Here is a 21553-nt window from a genome sequence, read left to right on the forward strand (position 1 = left end):
CGGTTTCACAACCGCTCATCATCTCTGTGCTAGACTGCTATACACTATCTTTTCAAGGCAGGGAGTAAAAACAATGTCCAAAAAAGCAGGCTTTCCTTCAATGTATCTGGCTGGTGCCGCCCTTGGCCTCGCCATTTTAACGGGCGGTTGCACCATGAATGACACCCAGCAACGTGTTGGCAGTGGCTCGGTGATCGGGGCACTTGGAGGTGCGCTGCTGGGTGGCAGCCGCGAGGGCGCTGCTATTGGCGCAGCCGTAGGCGCGGCGGGCGGCTACATTGTAGACCAGCGCTCCAAACGCTCGGACACAGCCTCTGAAAATGCCCGTCTTCGCGCTGAAAATGAACAACTCAGACAAGAAGCGGATGGCATCTAGAAAGCACTTTTCAGCGTCGCGACCACGGCCAAACAACCCGACACACTAGCATCGTAATTTCGATGCCACTGGAGCATGAACCATGAAGCAAAGTAACCGCAACACATCAGGCGCAATCATACTGTTTTTTAGCACCGGGTTATTCTCCGCCAACCTATTTGCAGAGAAGGCAGATGCGTTTGCCATCGACACCGCGGAGGACCTTATCGAGGTATGCACATTCGATAGTTCGCACGCTAATCACCAGACGGCAACAGCCTTCTGCTACGGCTTTTTCGAAGGCGCTGCTCACTATGACAACGCACTTGAGCAATCACCTTTACATGCGAACCTGCTCTGTGAGCCACAAGACCTCACCCGCCAGCAAGCGGTAACCGTTGTTGTCGAGTACCTGTCCGCGAATCCTCAATACAGCTCGGAGCCAGCCATCGATGGCGCCTTCAGGGCCCTGATCGCCGAGTGGCCGTGCCCCGAGTAGCCCCCCACACAACCGCATTCACCAGCCCCGGCAGGTTACAACAAGCTGTCGAGGCGTCGATTGAACCCTTTTTAACAGGCGTATCTTTCAGCGCTGAGTTGCGGTCACACTGCGTGACCGCCGCCCTTCCCACCAGTTATCAAATCGCAGCAACAGTGGCGGCAGGAATAAGAGATCCAGCAGCAGCGCCACCACAATAATCGGCGTTAGCAACATCGCAACGTTGGTGTAGTAGAAGGTATTCGAAAAAATCAGTATTACGGTTCCTGTCGCCAGCGACAACGTTGTAATCGTAATCGCCGACCCTGCACGGTCCAGCGCATATTTGACTGCTGGCTCCGGCTTATCGCCTCGTCGCCGGGCAAAAATATACTTACTCAACATGTGCACTGAATCATCCACTACCAAACCAATGCTGATTGAAAACAGCATGAGTATGTAGGGGTTCAAACCGCCTACAACCACCCCCCACACTCCGAACACGATGGTAGCTGGAAACAGGTTGGGCATGATACTCAGCAGGCCATAACGCCAGCTTCTGAGTCCAATCAACATAATGACAGTGATGAGCAAGAAACTGAGACTGAAGCCCTGCAACAGCTGCATAGATATCGAATGGTCCAACCGTGCGAACAGGATGCTTCTATCGCCATGCATAACGGCATACTGCGGCGGCAGATTTTCAGCAATCCAGTGCTCTATCCTGTCATTGAATTCAAGCAGCCCAGCATTTGACAGATTTGACGTTCCGATAACCAGCCGAACCGCAGCGTAGTCGGGATCGAACAGCGGCTCCATATGGGGCTCAATTTCCTGTACCAGTTGGTAGGTAACGAGATAGTCGATAATCTGCAGGTTGTCCTCGGGCAAAACAGCCCAGCTCTCATCGTTATCGTGCTCTGCTTTGTTTAACGTCTTGAGTAAATTCGCATAACTGCTGACGAAACTCGCCTCCGGCTGTTCTTCCAACCACTGTGAAAATGCCTCTACCTGATGCAGGAATTCGAGCTGTGTAATCCCATAATATTCGCCACTGTCTATACTGTAGACCAGGCTCTGATCGTTACCAATCTTCTCCGACAGCGCACTTAAGACCGTGTGAGAATCGGAGTCCTTGTCAACAAAACTGAAACGATCGAAATCGATCTTGTTCAGAGGCAGTAGCGCCAGTGTGGTTATGATGATCACCACACTGGCCCAAAAAAGCAGGCCGCTTCTGCGCTCGACCAAGCGACTCACACCACCAATAAAACCAGTTACACCGAGCGGCTCGGGTACTTTACGAATAGGAATTAGGAGCACTAGTGCAGGCAGCAAGGTAAATGTCACCACGAAAGCCCAACAGACCCCGATTGCCACCACGTTACCAAAACCGTAAATCCCTGGCGAGGAACAATAATTAAGACAGAGAAAACCCATGGCGGTGGTAATGGTAGCCAACGTTACAGGTTGAAAGTTAATCGCAAGACTCTCGCGCATTGCATCCAGCTTACTCAGGGAGCGACGCAATCCCTGCAGGTAGACCGACACGATATGAACACTGTCCGCCATGGCGATGGTAAGCACCACCAGTGGCCCCATATTGGATATCTGGTTAAAAGGAATCTTCAGCCAGCCGTAGGTGCCGACCGTCAAACCGACTGTTGCGAAAGACACTGCGAAAACAGCCAGTGACAGTGACAGAGAGCGCAAACAAAACCACTTCAGCAGGATGGTCGCGGCGATAACCAGCGGGAAAAGAAAGTTTCTGTCCTTAATCTGCGCGTTGTAGCTGTCCAGCTCGAACAGCGCCCTCCCCAGCACGTAAATCTCCTGCCCGGGATAGTTCTCCCGCAACGAATCACGCAGCCGAACAACAGAACGGGCCACGCTCAGTCGGCTTTCCTGATCATCTGTACTGGCTTTGTACTTGATAACAGCGAGCGCCATCTCGCCATCACGGGAGAGTATATTCTGTGTAATGTCCTCATCAGCAAGCGCAATTTGGCGAATAAAAGTGAGGTCCTCATCATTCAATTCAGTCAGGTCCGGCAATAAATAATCCCGCTCCTGGATATCCGCATCCACTGCGTTCAGCCGTTGATTAATCAGTGAGCCAACTGATACCGCGTACTCTACCTCAGAGTAACGGCTGGTCAGCTCTTCCATGGCGCGCAGAGCCTCAAAGCTGAAAACCTCGCCGTCCTTCGGCATAAAAGCGAAAAGCACGGCTGTGCTTGGAGGAAAATCTTCGTTTACCTGATCCACTTCCTCCCGGTAGGGATCGTCTTCACTCAGTATCGAATTAAAAGAACTGTCGATGGTGGTTTGACCGGCGCCCCAGCTGACCACCGCCCCGATCAAAATAGTCAGTACTGCGAGCAAGTAGCGCTGGTTCACCAGTTGATTAATGAAAGTCTGCATAAAAACGGCGATAGATTGTTGATGCGTTGTTATACCATAACTGAATTACCCTTATCTTGAGGTATCTGCAATTCATGCCGCAAACCAGGGACTGCGGGTCCTGCTGAGAACAGCCGTCGCGCACACCACACCGTCATGCGGTCGAACAACAGGCAAAACGCGCCAAACAGGCATCAAAAACTGCCGCAGTGGCTTTTCAAGGCTTGTTACATCACTATCCAATATCGGATAATCGCGACTACTGCTAGGCATCCAAGGAGATTTACATGAAATTGCTTAGAATCGCCTTCCTGATTGTGGCTTGTCTGTGCTGCGGGATCAGCTACGCATCGAAGACTCTTCCGCGCATCGGAGATTTTTCACTGCTCGACCAGCACGGCATGTTTCATCAGTTAAGCTGGTATAACGATCACAAGGCTGTGGTGATATTTATCCAGGGCAATGGATGTCCCATCGTGCGCAATGGTGCACCAACGCTGAAGGCCCTGCGAGATGAGTATGCCGACCAGAACGTAGCATTTTTTATGCTCAACCCCCAGGCACAGGACGATCGTGAATCGATAGCGGCGGAAGCGCAGGAGTTCAGTTACGACTTTCCTATTCTGGTTGATGAAGCACAGTTGGTCGCAGAATCACTGGGTGTCGACCGCACCGCAGAAGTTTTCGTCATAGATCCAAAAACACTCGAGGTTCTGTATCGCGGCCCCATTGATGACCGTCTGGGCTATGAGTCCCAGAAACCCAATGCCAGCAAGCATTACCTCAGGGATGCCCTGGACGCTGCACTGTCTGGCGAGGCCATTGCGAACACGCGGGTCGACTCACCCGGCTGCCTAATCAACTTCCCCGCTCGGGAGCGGCACCAGGCACAACCGGTATCCTACACTGCAGATGTGGCCCCCCTGCTGATCAATAAGTGCGTGGGCTGTCACCATCAGGGGGGTATAGGCCCCTGGTCTATGTCTGATCACACGATGGTGCAAGGCTGGTCCAAGATGATGAAAGAAGTCCTCATGACGCGTCGGATGCCTCCGGGACAGATCGATCCGCATGTCGGCAAGCCCATCGAAGACATGGTGGAAATGACACCGGGCGAACTGCAGACTCTGGTGCACTGGATCGATGCCGGAGCGCCTATGGAAGCGGGCGCTGAAGACCCCTTGGCCGCAGTCGACCTGGACGACACAAAGTGGAGCCTGGGGGAACCGGACATAGTGCTGAAAGTACCCGCGCAGGCGATTCCCGCCACGGGGATTATCGACTATCGCTTCATACCAGTAGAACTGAACCTCGACAAGGATATCTGGATACGCGCGATCGAATTCATTCCCGGCGACCCGCAGGTGTTGCACCACATCATCACGTACCTGTCCAGCCCCGCCGACAAGCATTCCAGAAACAAGAATGACAGTGACTCACGGGATGAGAGCATTGGTGGTTTTGCACCGGGACGGCAACCCGATCAGTATCGAGACAACAGCGGTCGCCTGATACGCAAAGGTTCCAACCTGCTGCTGCAAATGCATTATACGACTTCGGGCAAGCCAACGGTCGATGAAACGGAAGTCGGGCTCTATATCTACGACGAGCCACCCAGCTATGTTATGGATGGCGGTGTCGCGGGCCAGCGCCGCTTCATGATTCCGCCCCACGCCAAAGAGCATTTGCTGGAAGGGGAAATGTTGATCGAGCGGGACGCCTATCTCTACGGTATGACACCCCACATGCACTACAGGGGCAGATACATGAGCTACTGGGCAGAGTACCCAGATGGCCGTTCGGAACTCCTGCTGTCAGTGCCCAAGTATGAGTTCAACTGGCAGTTCAGTTACCAACTAGAGAACCCCCAGTTCCTGCCCGCGGGCACCCGACTGATCGCTCGCGGCGCGATGGACAATTCTGCGCAGAACCGTTTCAATCCCGATCCTGATCGCCCTGTGATGTTCGGGCTGCAAACTAAACATGAAATGTTTTTCGGCTTTTTGACCCTGCGCTATGTGGGTGATACGCCAGAATCTATTACGGGCGCGGAGACTGCAGAAGAAGTCGCTGGGCTGTAGGTGCGAACAGCATGCAGATGATGCACAAGGGCACGGTAGTGCCCGACTTTTCCTGCCACCACCAAAGCGATGCTTCTGGAGAGCACGCCAGCTCAGGCGGCACCCGTGTCACTGACCTCAAAGGCGTTGCTCCGGTTACTTTCCCTGCAACAGAGCGCCTGCTATCCTGCCCTCACCTTCTACCGTATGCGGAGAACACGTGAATCGATACCTGCGAAAAATTGCGCTACTCTGCGTGCTGGCGCCCCTATCCTTCAGTAGCTTCGCTCAGAGCGAGCAGGGAGCACCCGGCGACGCTATTGTGATTAGCTCCGGGCTTGAGGGCGGTGGCTATTGGCTGACAGGCAACCGCCTCAAGGCTGCCGGCATTAATGCAGGCCTTAATGTAGAGAACCGCTCCAGCACCGGCTCCCTGAGTAATTTGAAGGCCCTGATGGACCCGGACAGCCCCGTCAATATAGCCTTTGCCCAAGCCGATGCCCTGCAGTTTTATCTGCAGGACAGACCCAGCGAGGCCGCCTCAATCGAGACGATAAGACGCCTGGGGGAAGAGTGCGTGTTTATCATCAGCGGCAGTAAAAGTGGCGTCAAAAACCTGGGGGACATCGAAAATGCAAAACGCTTTCATCTGGGCATCAAGAGTCCCAACAGCGGTATCAGGGTCACCTTCGACCACATGACAACGCTGGTCCCGCAATTGAAACACGTGACTGTGCGCTATGGGGATTCGGTAGAAATGATCAATGATTGGGTTCACCATTTGTCGGATATCAAGAGAGCCGTGATGGTAGTGCATGCGCCAGACGCCCACTCGGAAGAGATCGATATGGTCATCGCTAACCCGGACAAGTACCGTTTCGTGAAGATCAAGGACACACGGCTTACCCAGTCCAGTGAATCGGGTCAATCGGCGTACACCGCCGAGAGCGTCGCTCCAGGTGCAGTAAGTGGTGCGAGCCGGGTTCCAACTATCTGCGTGGAGGGCCTGCTAGTCAGTCACAAGGACAAATTGTCCGACGCAGTGCAAAACAGAATATCCAGCCTCAGCGATGAGCAGTGGCAAAAGATTCAGAGCGAAAGCGATTGAGCCACATCACCGCGTGGATCAGGACATCCCTAGTGTGAGAAGGTTATCCAGCGGCTGATAAAGCGCCTCGAGGTAATCAATATCTGCCTGCTCCAGTTCAAGTTCGGTCGCTTTTACCAGATCCTCAATCTGGGCAGCCTTCGAGACGCCGACCACGGGCGCGCATACGCCAGGCTTGCTCAGTAGCCAGGCGATCGCGATTTGAGCCGGCGTTCTTCCATATTTTGCTGCCGTCTCGACCACGCGCTCGGCGATTCGAAAGTTGTTTTCACCCCTGTATAAACTCGCGGTGCGGTCTTTGTCGGTACCCGAGGAGCGAACCGTACTGCCCTCCTCAAAGCTGCCCTTGTAAGCACCGGTAAGAATCCCTCTCGCCAGAGGCGACCACGGCGTAATGCCAACCCCCGTCTTCTCACAGTAGGGATTCATCTCACGCTCTTCTTCACGGTAGACCAGGTTGTAATGATTTTGCATGGAAATAAAACGCGCCCAACCATGCCGCTCTGCAGTCATCTGTAATTCGGCGAACTGCCAGGCGAACATCGATGAACCGCCGAGGTAGAGTACTTTTCCAGCGCGCACTAGATCGTTGAGCGCTTCAAGACATTCTTCCAACGGCACCTCCACATGAAACGGCAAACCATGGGGATGACGATGAATGATCAGTTGGTCAACATAGTCAAGACCCAGGCGCTGCAGGCTCCGATCGACACCCTCGATGATATGCTTTCGCGAAAGCCCATAGGTATTGGCATTAGACCCCATGGGCATGGCAACCTTGGTGGTCAGGACATATTCCTCCCGCGGCAAAAGCTCACGCAGAACTCGTCCCACGACCTCCTCGCAGGCGCCGATTCCATAAAAATCCGCACAGTCGAAATAGAAAAGACCGTTATCAATTGCCGTGCGGAATATTTCCCGGGACTGGTCTATATCCAGGGTCCAGTCTCCCTGGTGACCCTGCCCTGGCACGCCAAAATTCATGGTTCCAAGGCACAGTTGAGATACCATCAAACCACTGTTACCCAATTGCACAGGCTTTAACATAATCCCCCTCTCACACCTTGCGACGATCTCCGCAGAAGGCCGTGAATGTAGGTAACGCCGGAAGCGGTCATCACCGTGAATTTACTCTACTGCGCATAAATCTGAGTCTATGGCGAAACGAGCACGGCCTGCCGAGAGGACAAAATCTTCGGGATCTCACTCTATTTTCACATCCGCGCATAGGGTTACACATGCTTCTGTAGTCATTATTATATTATAGTCGACACTATAAATATCGCGGTATCCTTCCAGGAGCTCAAATGTCTTCCAATATACCCCTTGTCAGCGGCGCCCAACCTTCGACAGGCCATCTGGATGAATTCAATAACGATCCGCTGGCACTCATGCATCGCGCTTATGAGGAGTGTGGCGAGATTTGTGAATTCAACCTCGGGGGTCTGCACACCGTTTTGCTGGTCGGGCCTGATGCCCATGAGGCTTTTTTTCGCAGCCCGGATGAACAACTGTCTGCTGCGGACGCATACCAGATGATGGTGCCCGTGTTCGGCGAGGGAATACAATACGGCGCGCCGCCCGAAATCGAACGCCAACAACTGAAAATGCAGGTGAAAGGCCTGAAATACGAGCGTATGGTCAACTACGCTGAGATTATAGAACGGGAATCCGAGGCCTTTTCGAGTGACTGGGAGGAGCATGGCGAACTCGATATTTACGACGCATTTACCCGCCTCACGCTCAAAACGTCTACCCATTGTCTGCTGGGAACCGACTTCAGGCAGCAGCTCACTGAAGAGTTCGCCGGACTGTACCACGATCTGGAAGACGGACTTGCGCCCTCTTCACTCACGGCCCCCTACCAGGATGCGGAACGATTCAGGCGTCGCGACCGCGCGCGCGAGAGGCTTGTTGAATTGATACGCGAGCGCGTCCGGCTGCGCAGGGAGCGGGGCGAGGCGGAACACGACATGCTGCAAGTGTATATGGACGCGACCTATAAGGATGGCCGCCCCCTGACAGATCACGAAATCACCGGCATGGTGATCTGGTTTATGTTTGCCGGCCACCATACAAGCTCAAACACCACTGCCTGGACACTGCTGGAGATCGCGCGAAACCCGCAGTATAAGCAGCGTCTGTTGGCAGAGGTCGATGCGCTATTCGAGGATGCCTCCGCACTGACCTTCAGAGGATTGCGTGATATCCCCCTGCTAGACGGGTTTATTCGCGAGTCATTGCGGCTTCATCCGCCGCTGAACGCCATTACGCGACGCGTCATGAGTGACTGGTCCTTCAAGAGGTACGTGGTCACTGCAGGAAAAAACATTATGGTGTGCCCGCACGTGAGCCACAAGCTGCCAAAATATTTTGACAACCCGAACGTTTTTGATCCGGAACGTAGAGATTCGGGACACCTTTTCGCGGAAATACCGTTTGGTGGCGGTCGCCGCAAATGCATTGGGAATGGTTTTGCGGTACTGCAGGTCAAGGCAATTCTCTCGACCCTCCTGCACCGTTACGATTTCTCGCTGACCGCCGCGGCCGAAAGCTATGGGGAAATAATGCCGGCCCTGATTCTCAGACCGTCAGACCCATGTACGCTGAAGTACACATTGCGAAGCGCCTGAACACCGGCGCTTGCAATATACCTACTGGTTGGCGTTCCCTCCGCGCCGCACTCGCTGTCGTGCTTCTGTCCGTTGCGCTTGCACTCGCTGCGCCAACGTAGCGCCCGATGCCTCTGACTCGCCCTGCAAACTACCGCCTGCAGCGGTGGCAGGAAGCGCAGTGCTCAGGTCGTCGCCGGAGTCGATCGCGGCCAGTATCTCCCGCACAGTCTCGTCCTGCACCGCACTATTACCAGTGCCTTGCGCGTTTTGAGCCATGAACACATTGTTACAGCGAATGTATTTAAAACGACCAATGGCATCAATGCGCATCCTTTTCCATACTTGCATTTGCCGCGGCTGGCCGCCTTTGTAAGTCAGGTCAGAATAGTGGTTGATTTCCCTTTGGAGATTTTCGCAGGCAGCGGTGTCAATGTCCTGCGCGCTCACCGGTGCCGTCAAAAGGACGCCCAGTGCTGCCCATATCGCTGTCAACGTTCTTGATTGTGAAATCATTTTGCGCACCTCTGCGTTTGTCCGTGACGGGGTCTGCTTTTGTCAGTATTGCTACTACTGGTGCAATTGCGTAGACAAAGCATACAAAACTATGCCGGTCATTTCAATTTTCCCTTTGCAGACTGGGTCACAAAAATGGAAATCCAAGTGCAACCACGGATCTTAAAATACGGAAAAAGTTCGCGTAAAATGCCGCTAAATTCTCGAAAAATCGCGAAAAATGATCTTTCTTATCATGTTGGCGCAAAAAGTAGATCCCGATGCACCCGCAGCGAAGATCAATGCGTAGTCGTGTCACCCCTGACGCTGTCTCCTGGGCTCAGCTTTGCGCACATGCGCTCAACCGGTGCCGCCCCCCTGCCCACACAAGCCTGCGCACTCTCGCCCAGGGCCGCGGTCATTACGTCGCCAAGACGGATTTTAATGCGCGGGTTTTACTGCCCATGTCTGCGAGTCGCGCCAAAAACACGCTTGCCTTGGCGCAACTCAGCACGGGTGACATACGTCGATATGACACAGGCTTTCCTCCCGGGCGAAAGATAGGTTAACTCGTCGCGAACACGGCTGTTGTCTGGGTACTGTGCAAACCGGCGCGACAGCAACGTCCGCTTCATTCTTGACCGCAGGCGTGTTCCTGTGGTGCGATAACAACTTATGAGGCGACCACACGCCGCCACCGATATCACTAAGCGCGCAGCAGGAGGCCATCCATGCCCGGTGCACTGGTACAACTAACCCGAAGGCTACTAGCGCTGGCCCTGATCAGTATTGCTGTCGCCGCCAGCGGTGCGATAGAACCTGACTGGGAGCTGCAGGACGAGGACGGCACACTGCAAGTTTTTACCCGCGAGGTGGACGCTTCTCCTTTTCTTGAAGTCATGGCCAGGGTGCAGATAAACGCCCCACTGGCTCGCATCACGGAATTTCTCGGCGACGGCAGCGGCTGCGCAGAATGGCGTGCCATGTGTCGTTCTTCACAGGTGCTTGAGGAGGTGTCAGCTGAGGAGCGCTATGTCTATCTGGTACTGGACATGCCCTGGCCCCTGACAGACCGGGACATGGTTATCCACTCGCAGACTCGGCTGGATCCGGACTCGTCGAGCGCCATTGTGAATTTACGTACCGACTCATCGCGCCACCCGCCGGGAGACTTTGTGCGCGCCGAATCGGTCGGGCAATTCATCCTTCGCGTGCTACCAGACCAGCAGGTGGAGTTCACCTATATCATGCATACAGACCTGGGCGGCGACCTGCCCCCCGAGTCCGTTAACGCACGTCTGGCGGAATCCGCTATGAACGACCTGAAGCGCTTGAAAGCGCTGGCGGAGGGCTGACACAGGAGTACCAAACGCGACTGTCTGGCGTTGAGATCGCTTTAAGGGGTCAGTTCGGTACTGAACAATGCGCGACCACTCGGTGACCTCCGCGCAGGCCGGGATCGCTCATTCACAGAGCGGCGATCTCTTCTCCCAGAATCTGAAGAAATTTCGCACCCAACGCCCCGTCGATTACACGGTGGTCACAAGACAGTGAAGCACTGACCACGGTGGCAACCGTCGGCTCACCATCGCGCACAATCATCTTCTGTTCACCTTTACCTAGCGCCAAAATAGCGCCCATGGGCGGATTAACGATCGCGGTAAAGTTGCTAACACCAAACATACCCAAATTGGATACCGTAAAGGAACCACCGCTGATATCGTCTTTGGTTAACTTGCCTGTCTTGGTCTTATCGGCGAGCTCACCGATAGCTGCAGCGACTTCCGCCGGAGACATTAACTGCGCTTTGCGCACTGTCGCAGGATACAGGCCGTCATCTGTGGCAATGGCCACCGACACGTTGGCATCCTTGAACTGATAGATATCATCACCTACCAGGTTTACGTTCATGCGCGGTTCTCGCATCAACGCTCTTGAAACACACCATACCACCAGATCATTGACGGACACCTTCTGGCCACCCGCGGCATTCAAAGACTCCCGGTGTTTGAGCAGTCCGTCCAGTTCATACTCCACTGTGAGGTAGAAATGGGGAATAGTCTGCTTCGCCTCCGCAAGGCGCTTGCCGATCGTTTTGCGTGTTGCTGACAGGGGAATAATTTCGTAATCGTCGGCGGGCGCATTGCCACTTTCACTGACAGCCTCACGCACATCGTCTTCGGTGATGCGCCCGCGGCGCCCGGTACCGGTTACCAAATTTAGATCGACACCCAGTTCTTCAGCGAGCTTACGCACGGACGGGCTGGAGCGCGTCGCGGCATCGCCGCCTCCCGCTTTTTTAGACACCGGCACATCCACTTTTTGTTCGGAGCCTGCGCCCGCATCTGCACCCGCGAAGTTCTCGATAAAAACATCGATAGCAGTATCGTCGACATCTGCCGCCGCGATAACGCCTAACAGAGCGCCCACCGGGTGCGTATCACCCTCCTGGGCAATAATACGACGCAGTACGCCCTCGACCGGAGCATCCCAGACGTTAACAATCTTGTCGGATTCCATTTCGAAGACCTCATCACCCTTTGCGATGCTGTCTCCTTCTTGTTTGTTCCAGGTGTTGATGGTGCCTTCGACCATCTCGATACCCCACTTGGGCACCGCTATTGGGTATATGTTACTCATAGCTGTTGCTCTTTTAAGTATTCAGGGAACAACCTGGCATCTGCCCCCTACCTCGAATTTCTTTACGCCAGAACGTCTTTGATGGTCGCCTTAATTTTGTCGACACTGGGTATGTAGGCCGCCTCAAGCTCTGGAGAAAATGGTGTCGGGCTGTGGGGCGCGCAAACCTGCTTGATCGGGCCCTTCAGAGAGTGAAAAGCCTTATCCGCCGCCAGCGCGGCAATATCTGCAGTCAGACCGCAGCGCGGCGGGGACTCATCGACCACTATGAGACGCCCCGTGGCCTCAACACTCTCCAGTATCGCGCCCTCATCCAGCGGTGAACTGGTGCGAGGATCAATCAGGTCGCAACTGATGCCCTCGGACTCCAGCGCGTCGATAGCCGCAGCCGCCTTATTCACCATCTGGCCAAAGGCCACAACCGTCACATCATCACCCTCGCGCACAAAGGCTGCCTCTCCGAAGGGAATGGTGTACATCTCGTCGGGTACCTCACAGGTCTCCTGATACAGCGCTTTGGGTTCGAAAAACAGCACCGGATCATCGTCCTTGATCGCTTGCAGCAGCAATCCCTTGGCGTCATAGGCATTAGAGGGAATGACCACTTTTAAGCCTGGAAACGAGGTCATCACCTGGTACATGGACTGGCTGTGCTGTCCCGCCGCAGAAAAACCACCGCCAGAGGCGAAGCGAATGACCGCGGGGCACGTGCTCTTGCCGCCGAACATGTAACGGAACTTGCCCATCTGGTTGACGATCTGGTCCATGCAGACCCCGATGAAATCAGCAAACATAATTTCGGCTACCGGCCGCATGCCCACAAGAGCGGCGCCTGCCGCAGCACCGACAATAGCCGACTCGGAAATCGGTGTGTCGATACAGCGATCAGGGCCGAACGCTTTGTAAAGGCCCGCTGTAACACCAAATACACCACCGACCTCACCGATCTTGCCGCTGGGCGCTCCGTTACAACCGGCTACATCCTCGCCTAAAACAAAAACGGTATCGTCTTCTGCCATGGCCTGGTGCAGTGCCTCGTTGATTGCATCGCGCATCGTTTTCTCTGACATGATGACTCTCCTATGCGGCGCCGTAATTAATGTAGACATCTTCTGTCACTTGCTCTGGCAAAGGACGGGGCGCGCCTTTTGCCTCTGTCACAGACTGCTCGATCAACGCCATTACCTCTGCATCAATCGCATCGAGTTCTTCCTGGCTGAGCTCACCTGACTTCGCCATAGACGCACGAAAGTTTTTCAGGCAGCAGGAGTTCTCCCGCAGATCGTCAAGTTCACCGTCTGCACGGTAATGCTGCGGATCTCCAACAAAATGACCGTGAAAACGACCCGTTTCAGCGAAAACTCCGGCGGGACCGCTACCAGAGCGAGCATGGTCAATAGCCTTGCCCGCTGCCTCGTAGACCGAGAAAAAATCAGCGCCATCGGCAACAAACACCGGAAAACCGAAGCTCTCGGTCCGCGCTTTCAAGTCATCGCAACCCACCGCGTATTCAATGTTGGTGTGCTCTGAGTAATAGTTGTTCTCAATGACGAATACAGCGGGCACCTTCAACACCACCGCGAGGTTCATCGCTTCAAAGCAGGTTCCCTGGTTGACGGAGCCGTCACCGGAAAAGGAAATCGCGACGCGGTTGTTTTTACGTATCTTTTGCGCCAATGCCGCGCCGACAGAGATGGGCGGACCACCGGCCACGATACCGTTGGCGCCGAGGATGCCTTTTTCTATGTCGGCTACATGCATAGAGCCGCCTTTGCCTTTGCACAAGCCCTCGGACGAGCCGAACAATTCTTTCATCATCGGAATAACATCGGCCCCCTTGGCAATCACGTGACCGTGACCCCGGTGGGTGGAGATGATCGTATCCTCGTTGCTGAGGTTTTCACACACGCCAACCGCATTCGCTTCCTGACCAGTGTAGAGATGGGTAAACCCCGCAATCTGGCCATTCATTATTTCTGCGTGTGTGCGCTCCTCGAATTCCCGGATAGTTTTCATCTGGCGGTAGGCCCGCAACAGTTTTTCCTTCGGTAGGCTCACGTGGCAACTCCTGCACTCAGTGTGATTTCGCGGGACGCAAGCGGGTGCAGCAGACAGTTGTCCGATGACCGGGCCGCGCGACTATCTGGGAAATTCCCCAGCTATGCGAATATAGGGGAATATCCATAAAAAAACAATCAGAATTGTTTTTTTCAAGCCGCTGTCAGCAGATTTGCCACTATCTCGGCAAGCCCGAGCCCTTTATAACGCACATTAGGACAACGCCCTGCCCGTGTATTTTTGAGCGCGCCACCGGGTGCTCAGCCCGATAGACAGCAGAAATGGCGACCACATATTGGTCACACTCAGGCCAATACATTACAGACGCACGTCATTGTTGAGGCATCCACTTACTAAAGACAACCTTGTCTCCCAAACCTCTCCGTGTAAACTAGCCAGCGTCCGGATTACCAAGGCTCAACGCTGACTGCATCTACCATGCTCCTGCTAAAAATCGTCGAGCATTTATAACGCCGGTGATTAACAATAACCACTCAAGAAATTGACCTGTGACGTCTGATAAAAAGATAATCTCATCGCAAAAATATTTGCATATTTTTACCCTTGCTGTGCTGGGCCTCTCACAGCCCTTGCTGGGCACTTTCTCCAATAGTCCCGAGTTCTTCGTAGCCTGGAAGTTCACCACTAATGAGCTAGCAGTTTTTTCTATCACACTTTTTCTTTTTCCTCCTCTGACTCTAATTACTTTTCAGACTACCGCGAGGCTAGCGGGTCTCGCATGCGGTCAGGTCGTCTACTACGGGCTTTTTTTCATACTCTCTTTACTCGCCATTTACACCAATATCCACGCCTATATCGATAAACACGCTATCGCATGGGTCACATCGACTATTGCTTCAGCATGCCTGTTGGCAATTACCCTGAAGTCCGTGGTTTTCTCGCGATTTCTTGCGCAATTTGCCTATGTAACACCACTATTTCTTATAGCATTTATCTTTCCGTTCGCAAGCAATGGACAAATCTCATGGGGTAACGATACAGCCAGCACTGAACAATCAAGCAAGCGCAGCTTCTCCAACCGAGTTCCTGTGGTATTGATTGTTCTGGATGCACTACCTGCGAAAACTCTGTTGGACGGACGGGGAAAAATAGATGCAGGACTTTTCCCGAATATTGCAGATTTTTCGTCTGATTCCGTCAGATATATCGACGCACTGGCACCCGACTTGCACACGGTCGCCTCGATTCCGAAGATGTTATCCGGACTCAAAAAAACTCCTAACGGAGCGACATACCAAAACTACGACGACACACTATTCAGTCTGCTTTCACCAGATTATCAAATAATCGCGTACGAAGCTGGCACCGCAATGTGTGAACCGGGTATTTGCTTATCCGGGACTGATGGCGATACAGGTAGACTCGCAGGGATTCTTTTTGATGTCGTTTTTTTGTATTCCCACCTACTGGATGCTGATTCACTGGGCTCGAGAGAGTTATTTTCGAACAGGCTACATGACTTCGGCAACTTTCATGTTTCCAATACCAGCAACGCCAAAGGAGAGATCTTGGCCACGGCGGACATATTGCGCAGATTTTCTGAGAGGCGCGCCGGCGCGCTGGGAGATATAACATCACTCATTGAGGAAATCACGCAGCTATCTCCCTCAGACGCAACGTTCATTTACTTTCATTCGCTTCTTACCCATGATCCCTTTGATGGCCTACCCCAGGGAAAATTCTATTCACCCGATAACTTGCCGGGATTAACGGAAAAAGTCTGGGACAGCGACTGGCTCGCATTGCAGGGATATCAGAGACATATACTGCAAGTGACATACGTCGATAAATTTATTGGCGAAATTCTCGATGCACTAAAGAAAAATGGTTTGTACGACAAGTCAATGATCATTCTCACATCTGACCACGGGGTGAGTTTCAGAGGGGGGAGCCTCTATCGGTATTCACGTAAGGATATACATTCCGCTCCCGCGGGCGTTGCGCGCTTTGACATGTTCCGCGTCCCGCTCATTATAAAATATCCCAAAGCGCTCAATAAAAAAGGAATTTCTCCCGGAGACGTCAGCGGACTCGATCTTGTGCCTACAATACTGGATGTCTTGGAAGCAGATTTCGATATCGCCCTTGATGGACAATCGGTGGTTGAAAACCCCATATTCGGCGAGACAGATATCGAGCAACACTTTTCTATAACAGCTCGCAGAAACATCCGCCGAACCAAGCTAAGGTATTTTAGCGACAACAAAATCGACCAAGTTTTCAAGGTGTCACGACAACCGTGGATGATTGGGAGAGAGATTGACTCACTGTCCGTAGCAAAAAAAAATGACGAGCGCATACAGCTCGTGTCAGCGATTACCGATCTCAGAAACTTTGACGAAGACAGCCCGTACCAGTCTATCAGGGTTGATGGAACAGTTATTAATCGGGGGCAGCATGACACAGACATAGATATCGCCATTGCTGTAAATGAGAAAATATGCAGTACAACGCAAACCTACAAAGACTGGGGGAAAACCAGTTTTTATGCTCTGCTCGATCCTGCCTGCCTCGATAACGCACGCAACCAAATAGAATTCTACGGCAGCAACGACTGCAGTCCCGACAACTGCGTGCTGCGTCACATCCCAACAGATGCCAAAATCGGGGTTGTCGAAAAGGGAGAAGAGATCATCCAGTTATCCGACGGAAAAACACTCTCCCGGATACCCACTGGCGATATAAATTACTGGGTGGATGACTTTTCCTGCGAGCGTGGCAGATGCGTAATTAGTGGCTGGGCGGTACACACTGCCGGTCCTGCCGACCTTACGGATGTCTATTGGCGCAGCGATGAGGATTTTGAACATGCCACCGAAGCCCAAATAGAGCGCGCCGAAGTCGCAAACCTTCACGGAGGGAACGGCTATTCAGGGTTCAAATTTCACCTTCCCGAAGACCGCCTGGATCACGCCAGAATAAGCTTGCTTTTCGTCTTCCCCCAGGGATATTTTTTAGTCAACCACGTGTGGAGAACAGACTTATCATCCACTCAATAAAAGCGCTTAACTCGGGATGCGTTGTTCAGAGTAGGCCCTAAAAACCCTCAACCTTATGAGTGTGCTTCCATATCTGGCCGGGAAGGAATCGACGCATTTTGTATCCGAACTTGGTGCCCTTGCCAGGCATGGAGAGGAATTCTCCGTGCTCCAGACACTGCTCGATATCCTCGAGTACCTGCTCCGGTGTCAGCGTCTCACCACCCTCTATGAGTTTCGGCATGACAGTCGCCTCGGCCTGTTTCCACAGGGGCGTGGACACCGGCGGCGGGCAGGCACAAACGAAACGGATGCCGCTGTTGATGTTCTCGTGATAAAGAATCTCCGTGTACATCTGCACTGCGGCCTTGGTGGCGCAGTAACCGCCCATCATCAACCCCGGTATCACTCCGGACATGGATGAGAAGCTGATGAAATCACCCTTGCCACGTTGAATCATAGCCGGCAGCGCCGCGGTGGCGACATTCACCAAGCCGCCGTAATTGATCTGCATGAGCTTGAGCTGTACTTTCGGATCCTGCTCCAGCAGTTTACCAAAGGGCATGATCGCCGCCGCATTAGCAATCCGATCAAGAGGCCCTAGATCCCTCTCGACCTGCTCGACCAGTGCGTGGACCGCATCGGTGTCGGTAACATCAACAACGAACGGGTGGATAGTAGCGCTCGATTCCGCCGTCTCTTTCATACCCTCTTCATTGACATCAAGTATTGCTACACTGGCGCCCTGCTTTGCCAACAACTGGGCTGCTGTTCGGCCCATGCCGCTGCCGCCACCTGTAATGAGTGCTACCTTACCTTTGAACGCCATGGCGAAATCTCCGTTGAGTGTTGATCAGGCTTTAAAACTCGTAAAATCAGGGCCTCGACGCAGGCTATGCCCGCCGTCGACACCGATACACTGTCCTGTAATCCAGCGTGACTCGGGGCCGACCAGGAATCGGGCTAGGTGACCAATATCATCAGGTACCGCCACATCACCTAACGGGGTGTTGGCAATATAGGAATCGTATACCTCGCTCTCGCGGGGTATACCCTCCATGATCTCCGTGGCAACAAAACCCGGGCGAATAGCGTTGAACCGCACCATATGAGCGCCGTTTTCATCCGCTGCATTTTTTATCATGGCCTCGATGCCGGCCTTGCTCACTGGATACGCGCCCATCCACGGGTGCGTCACGTGACCCGCAAGAGAGGACATACCCACAAAGGAGCCGCCGCCTGCCTTGATCATGTGAGGCAGGGTGTACTTTATGCACAGCATAGTGCCTATGATATTGAGATTAAGCACACGCAGGAACTCTTCGGTATCCATAGCCTCGTAGCCCATCAGCATTCCGCCACCACCCGCATTGGCGATACAGCCATCCAACTTCCCAGTGGTTTCCAGCGATGCCGATACGATACGTGCGACATCTTCTTCGACTGTCACATCACCGGTGACGACTCGGACCGAGCCACCGAAACCGGCCACCTCGGTAATTTTTTCAGCGGCAGCCTCCAGTATTTCTCTGCGCCGGCCACAGATAGTGACTGCAGCGCCGTCGGCCGCCAGCTCCGCCGCACAGCCCGTACCTATTCCCGTACCGCCTCCGGTAACCAATACCGAGTAGCCGGCCAAATTGCCCGCATGCTTGATCTTATCTGCCATCAGCTGAGCTACCTCATTCTGTCATTGCGATTGGGGTCTGCAATCTAAAGGCGAGAAGTGTAGCATTGCGGCCTCTGACGTGGACAAGGAACGCACTCTGTGATTCGGCACGTGGGCTAAGAATCTAGCCCAGTAGAGAGAATATTGCTCGAGGCGGCGCCGTCACAGACTGGTGGTGCAACAGGCCGCTTGCCTGCACGCTATCAGCTTTTGGATACGTCACAGTCTCGCAGTCGAAAGCTGGCAAACTTGCGACGCATTCTGAAGGTTGTCCAGGGCCAGTTACTGCTATTTTTGCCATTGCGATCGATGAAATAGCTGGAACAACCACCCGCATTCCAGACAGTCTTGGACAACGCCTGCTGCAGTTCGTCATTGAAAGCACGGTTGCGTCTGTTACCGACGCTGAAGGCGAGCACCTGCTGATCACGCGCCTCAGTAAGCGCTCTCATCACCAGCTTCAACTGCGCTTCGATAATCACAAACGCAGAAGAAAACGTATACAGGTTAGGCCCAAACGTCATGAAAAGATTAGGGCATTCCTCGGGCAATGTGCCCAAATAGACCGAGGGGCTGCCCTGCCAGCAATCGGCCAATGTATCGCCACTCTTTCCTACAATCCGCTCGGCAATCGGCGGGTTTGCCACCTCGAAACCGGTCCCATAAATGATCACATCCGCCACATGCCGACTACCGTCCGCCGCAATCACGGTGTCACCGTCGATTTCCCGCACGCCCCCGGTCACAGAGACGTTGTCAGCCGCGAGGGCGGGATACCAGGTATTGGACTGCAGGATACGCTTACAGCCTATAGTGTAGTCAGGTACGAGTTGTTCACGTAACACCGGGTCTTTCACCCCTCTGCGTATATTGCGCATAGCCGCCGACTGCAAACGTTTGACAATGGCGGGGCGATTCAAACCACTGTTGAGCAACTCAAACTGCAAATACAGCAAGCGCCGCAGTAAACGTTGTAAAAATGGAAAGCGGGCGAAGCGCCGCTGCCACTTTGTTGCGACCGGGATGTCCATTTTCGGCAATACCCAAGGCGGCGTTCTCTGAAACAGCGTGAGGTGCTTCGCTTGCTTACGCAGCACCGGCAAAAACTGAATAGCCGATGCGCCACTGCCAATGACAGCCACACGCTTATCGTCAAAGTTATATTGCTTGTCCCAACGCGCTGAATGGAACGCCGTGCCGGTAAAGCTGTCACGCCCGGGGATATCAGGAGTAACCGGCACGTGCATCGGGCCACACGCCATAATGACGAAGCGGCAGCGATACACCCCCGCGTTGGTTTCCAAACACCACTCGTTTTTTGTTTCATCCCAACGTGCTTCCAGCAATTCGCGCTGTAAATGGATCTGGTTGCATAAATCGAAACGCTTCACCGTCTGTTCAGTGTATTCAAGAATTTCCGCCTGTCGCGCGTAGAAGTGTGACCAGTCGGGCTTTGGGGCAAAGGAAAAAGAATAGAATGATGAGGGAATATCGCATGCACAATCCGGGTATACGTTATCGCGCCAGACTCCACCTACCTGCTCCCCTTTTTCAATCACCAGAAAATCAAAATCCGCTTCGCGCAGCTTGACAGCAGCACCAATGCCGGCAAACCCTGCGCCCACCACGATAACCTGCGCATAGTGGTCTCCCGCTACTGCGGGCTGGCTGTTATCTGCGTCCATTCAACATTCCTCGCGGTAAAAACTTGTCCATGAAAGGTCGATGAAAGAAGCGGTACCATGCGCTGCCCTCCTCCGCGTCCGTCTTGCGCCAGCCGTAGGTGGCGGGACGCTCTGTTGAAATCACCAGTTTCTTCCAAAGCAACCAATCATAGAGCGCGATAAAGTTCTGCATGTTGCGGCCAGAGTTATTGCTGCGGCTGTGATGGTGATGATGCTGGTTGGGAAATACCAGCACGTGACACAGCGCGTACATGGTTTTGGATATCCATGGGTTAGGGTGCTTCAACAACGTCATGTCATAGGTGAGGTTGGAATGGTTGTGGATACCCCAAAGACTTTTGAGCGAGGTACCCCAGATCCACACCTCCCAAAGGCCGAGATAAAGGCAAAAGGTACCGAACCAGTAATTGGGCAGGGAGAAAGGCCAGCCCCAGCTGACGACAATGGTCTGAGTGGCGCCGATCTGCCCTTTACCGTCTGGACCGCCGTTTAGGTGGTGTAACCGATGCGCGCCCTTGTACCAGCGCTGTATGCTCGCGAGCAACTTGTTCGCTGGTCGCCGCGCGTGAGCGAAACTGTGTATCGCGCCGTGCAGAAACTCGTCGATCAGCATAAAGCCCAGTACAAGCCCGACCAGAGTGGCCACTGAGATGTCCTGCAGCCAACCGTAGTTGCCCTCCAGCTGGGGAAACAACAGGCGATAGGTAAAGTATGAGCAGACCACCAGCATCGGTCGCTCAACGAACTGCAACCACGCCAACGACATACCGAACAACTGCCAGTCCTTAGCGGTTTTACGACCGCCTCGATAGCGACCACGCAAGCCCTCGTAAACAATATAAAATCCGAATAACGCCAGCGTGATATAGGTGAACTGCTCATTGATACTGCTGGATTCCATAGGACGACCACCCGCCTCCGCTGCTTTCCGCAAGATAGAGTACGCAGCATATGACAGCTTTTAGTATATTAATAATTAATATTTTTAAAG

General features: G+C 53.5%; 18 protein-coding genes. 8 read left to right on the top strand and 10 right to left on the bottom strand.

Features of this window, described 5'->3' with window-relative positions; all coding sequences use genetic code 11:
- The first annotated feature begins 73 nt into the window (after positions 1-73).
- Positions 74-376: a YMGG-like glycine zipper-containing protein gene (locus EYC82_RS06760; protein ID WP_279248776.1), complete on the top strand. Its 303-nt coding sequence runs from the start codon at positions 74-76 to the stop codon at positions 374-376.
- 82 nt (positions 377-458) lie between these two features.
- The gene (locus EYC82_RS06765; RefSeq protein ID WP_279248777.1) at positions 459-854 is read left to right on the top strand and encodes a Rap1a/Tai family immunity protein; all 396 of its coding nucleotides are present in this window, start codon (positions 459-461) and stop codon (positions 852-854) included.
- A gap of 87 nt (positions 855-941) precedes the next feature.
- Here the strand turns inward: EYC82_RS06765 and EYC82_RS06770 are convergent, their stop codons facing one another.
- Complete coding sequence (locus tag EYC82_RS06770; protein ID WP_279248778.1) at positions 942-3257, bottom strand: efflux RND transporter permease subunit; 2316 nt, start codon at positions 3255-3257, stop codon at positions 942-944.
- 266 nt (positions 3258-3523) lie between these two features.
- Between EYC82_RS06770 and EYC82_RS06775 the strand changes: the two genes are divergently transcribed.
- From EYC82_RS06775 to EYC82_RS06785, 3 genes are read left to right on the top strand one after another with little or no spacing between them, the layout of a single operon-like run.
- Positions 3524-5317 carry a redoxin domain-containing protein gene (locus EYC82_RS06775; protein ID WP_279248779.1) on the top strand — a complete coding sequence of 598 codons (1794 nt, stop codon included), beginning with the start codon at positions 3524-3526 and terminating at the stop codon, positions 5315-5317.
- Between the two features lie 11 nt (positions 5318-5328).
- Complete coding sequence (locus EYC82_RS06780) at positions 5329-5520, top strand: hypothetical protein (RefSeq protein ID WP_279248780.1); 192 nt, start codon at positions 5329-5331, stop codon at positions 5518-5520.
- Positions 5517-6404: a TAXI family TRAP transporter solute-binding subunit gene (locus EYC82_RS06785; RefSeq protein ID WP_279248781.1), complete on the top strand. Its 888-nt coding sequence runs from the start codon at positions 5517-5519 to the stop codon at positions 6402-6404. Before EYC82_RS06780 ends, EYC82_RS06785 begins: the two co-directional genes overlap by 4 nt.
- An 18-nt stretch (positions 6405-6422) precedes the next feature.
- Here the strand turns inward: EYC82_RS06785 and EYC82_RS06790 are convergent, their stop codons facing one another.
- Positions 6423-7451, bottom strand: coding sequence for an aldo/keto reductase (locus EYC82_RS06790; RefSeq protein WP_279248782.1), 1029 nt, complete (start codon positions 7449-7451; stop codon positions 6423-6425).
- Between the two features lie 260 nt (positions 7452-7711).
- Here EYC82_RS06790 and EYC82_RS06795 point away from each other — a divergent pair, with 260 nt between their 5' ends.
- On the top strand, positions 7712-9037 hold the full coding sequence (locus EYC82_RS06795) for a cytochrome P450 (RefSeq protein WP_279248783.1): 1326 nt from the start codon (positions 7712-7714) through the stop codon (positions 9035-9037).
- 21 nt (positions 9038-9058) lie between these two features.
- Here the strand turns inward: EYC82_RS06795 and EYC82_RS06800 are convergent, their stop codons facing one another.
- A complete protein-coding gene (locus EYC82_RS06800) occupies positions 9059-9532 on the bottom strand; it encodes a hypothetical protein (RefSeq protein ID WP_279248784.1) in 474 nt (157 codons plus the stop codon).
- 710 nt (positions 9533-10242) lie between these two features.
- Here EYC82_RS06800 and EYC82_RS06805 point away from each other — a divergent pair.
- Positions 10243-10866 (top strand): START domain-containing protein, encoded by a 624-nt coding sequence (locus tag EYC82_RS06805; RefSeq protein ID WP_279248785.1) that lies wholly within the window; start codon positions 10243-10245, stop codon positions 10864-10866.
- 112 nt (positions 10867-10978) lie between these two features.
- On the opposite strand, the gene EYC82_RS06810 is transcribed toward EYC82_RS06805, so the two are convergent.
- From EYC82_RS06810 to EYC82_RS06820, 3 genes are all read right to left on the bottom strand, one after another.
- Positions 10979-12151: a dihydrolipoamide acetyltransferase family protein gene (locus EYC82_RS06810; protein WP_279248786.1), complete on the bottom strand. Its 1173-nt coding sequence runs from the start codon at positions 12149-12151 to the stop codon at positions 10979-10981.
- 62 nt (positions 12152-12213) lie between these two features.
- Positions 12214-13221, bottom strand: coding sequence for an alpha-ketoacid dehydrogenase subunit beta (locus EYC82_RS06815; protein ID WP_279248787.1), 1008 nt, complete (start codon positions 13219-13221; stop codon positions 12214-12216).
- 10 nt (positions 13222-13231) lie between these two features.
- Positions 13232-14209 carry a thiamine pyrophosphate-dependent dehydrogenase E1 component subunit alpha gene (locus EYC82_RS06820; RefSeq protein ID WP_279248788.1) on the bottom strand — a complete coding sequence of 326 codons (978 nt, stop codon included), beginning with the start codon at positions 14207-14209 and terminating at the stop codon, positions 13232-13234.
- Between the two features lie 509 nt (positions 14210-14718).
- On the opposite strand from EYC82_RS06820, the gene EYC82_RS06825 reads away from it, so the two are divergent.
- Positions 14719-17229 carry a sulfatase-like hydrolase/transferase gene (locus tag EYC82_RS06825; protein WP_279248789.1) on the top strand — a complete coding sequence of 837 codons (2511 nt, stop codon included), beginning with the start codon at positions 14719-14721 and terminating at the stop codon, positions 17227-17229.
- 37 nt (positions 17230-17266) lie between these two features.
- Here the strand turns inward: EYC82_RS06825 and EYC82_RS06830 are convergent, their stop codons facing one another.
- The 4 genes from EYC82_RS06830 to EYC82_RS06845 all read right to left on the bottom strand — a co-directional run bounded on the left by EYC82_RS06830 (position 17267) and on the right by EYC82_RS06845 (position 21463).
- Complete coding sequence (locus tag EYC82_RS06830) at positions 17267-18037, bottom strand: SDR family NAD(P)-dependent oxidoreductase (RefSeq protein ID WP_279248790.1); 771 nt, start codon at positions 18035-18037, stop codon at positions 17267-17269.
- A gap of 24 nt (positions 18038-18061) precedes the next feature.
- Positions 18062-18877 (bottom strand): SDR family oxidoreductase, encoded by an 816-nt coding sequence (locus tag EYC82_RS06835; protein WP_279248791.1) that lies wholly within the window; start codon positions 18875-18877, stop codon positions 18062-18064.
- A 203-nt stretch (positions 18878-19080) separates the two neighbouring features.
- Positions 19081-20562 carry a flavin-containing monooxygenase gene (locus EYC82_RS06840; RefSeq protein ID WP_279248792.1) on the bottom strand — a complete coding sequence of 494 codons (1482 nt, stop codon included), beginning with the start codon at positions 20560-20562 and terminating at the stop codon, positions 19081-19083.
- The gene (locus EYC82_RS06845; protein ID WP_279248793.1) at positions 20549-21463 is read right to left on the bottom strand and encodes a sterol desaturase family protein; all 915 of its coding nucleotides are present in this window, start codon (positions 21461-21463) and stop codon (positions 20549-20551) included. The genes EYC82_RS06840 and EYC82_RS06845 overlap by 14 nt, the downstream gene beginning before the upstream one ends.
- Positions 21464-21553 lie beyond the last annotated feature (90 nt).

The sequence above is a fragment of the Candidatus Marimicrobium litorale genome, assembly GCF_026262645.1.
Taxonomy (GTDB): domain Bacteria; phylum Pseudomonadota; class Gammaproteobacteria; order Pseudomonadales; family Halieaceae; genus Marimicrobium; species Marimicrobium litorale.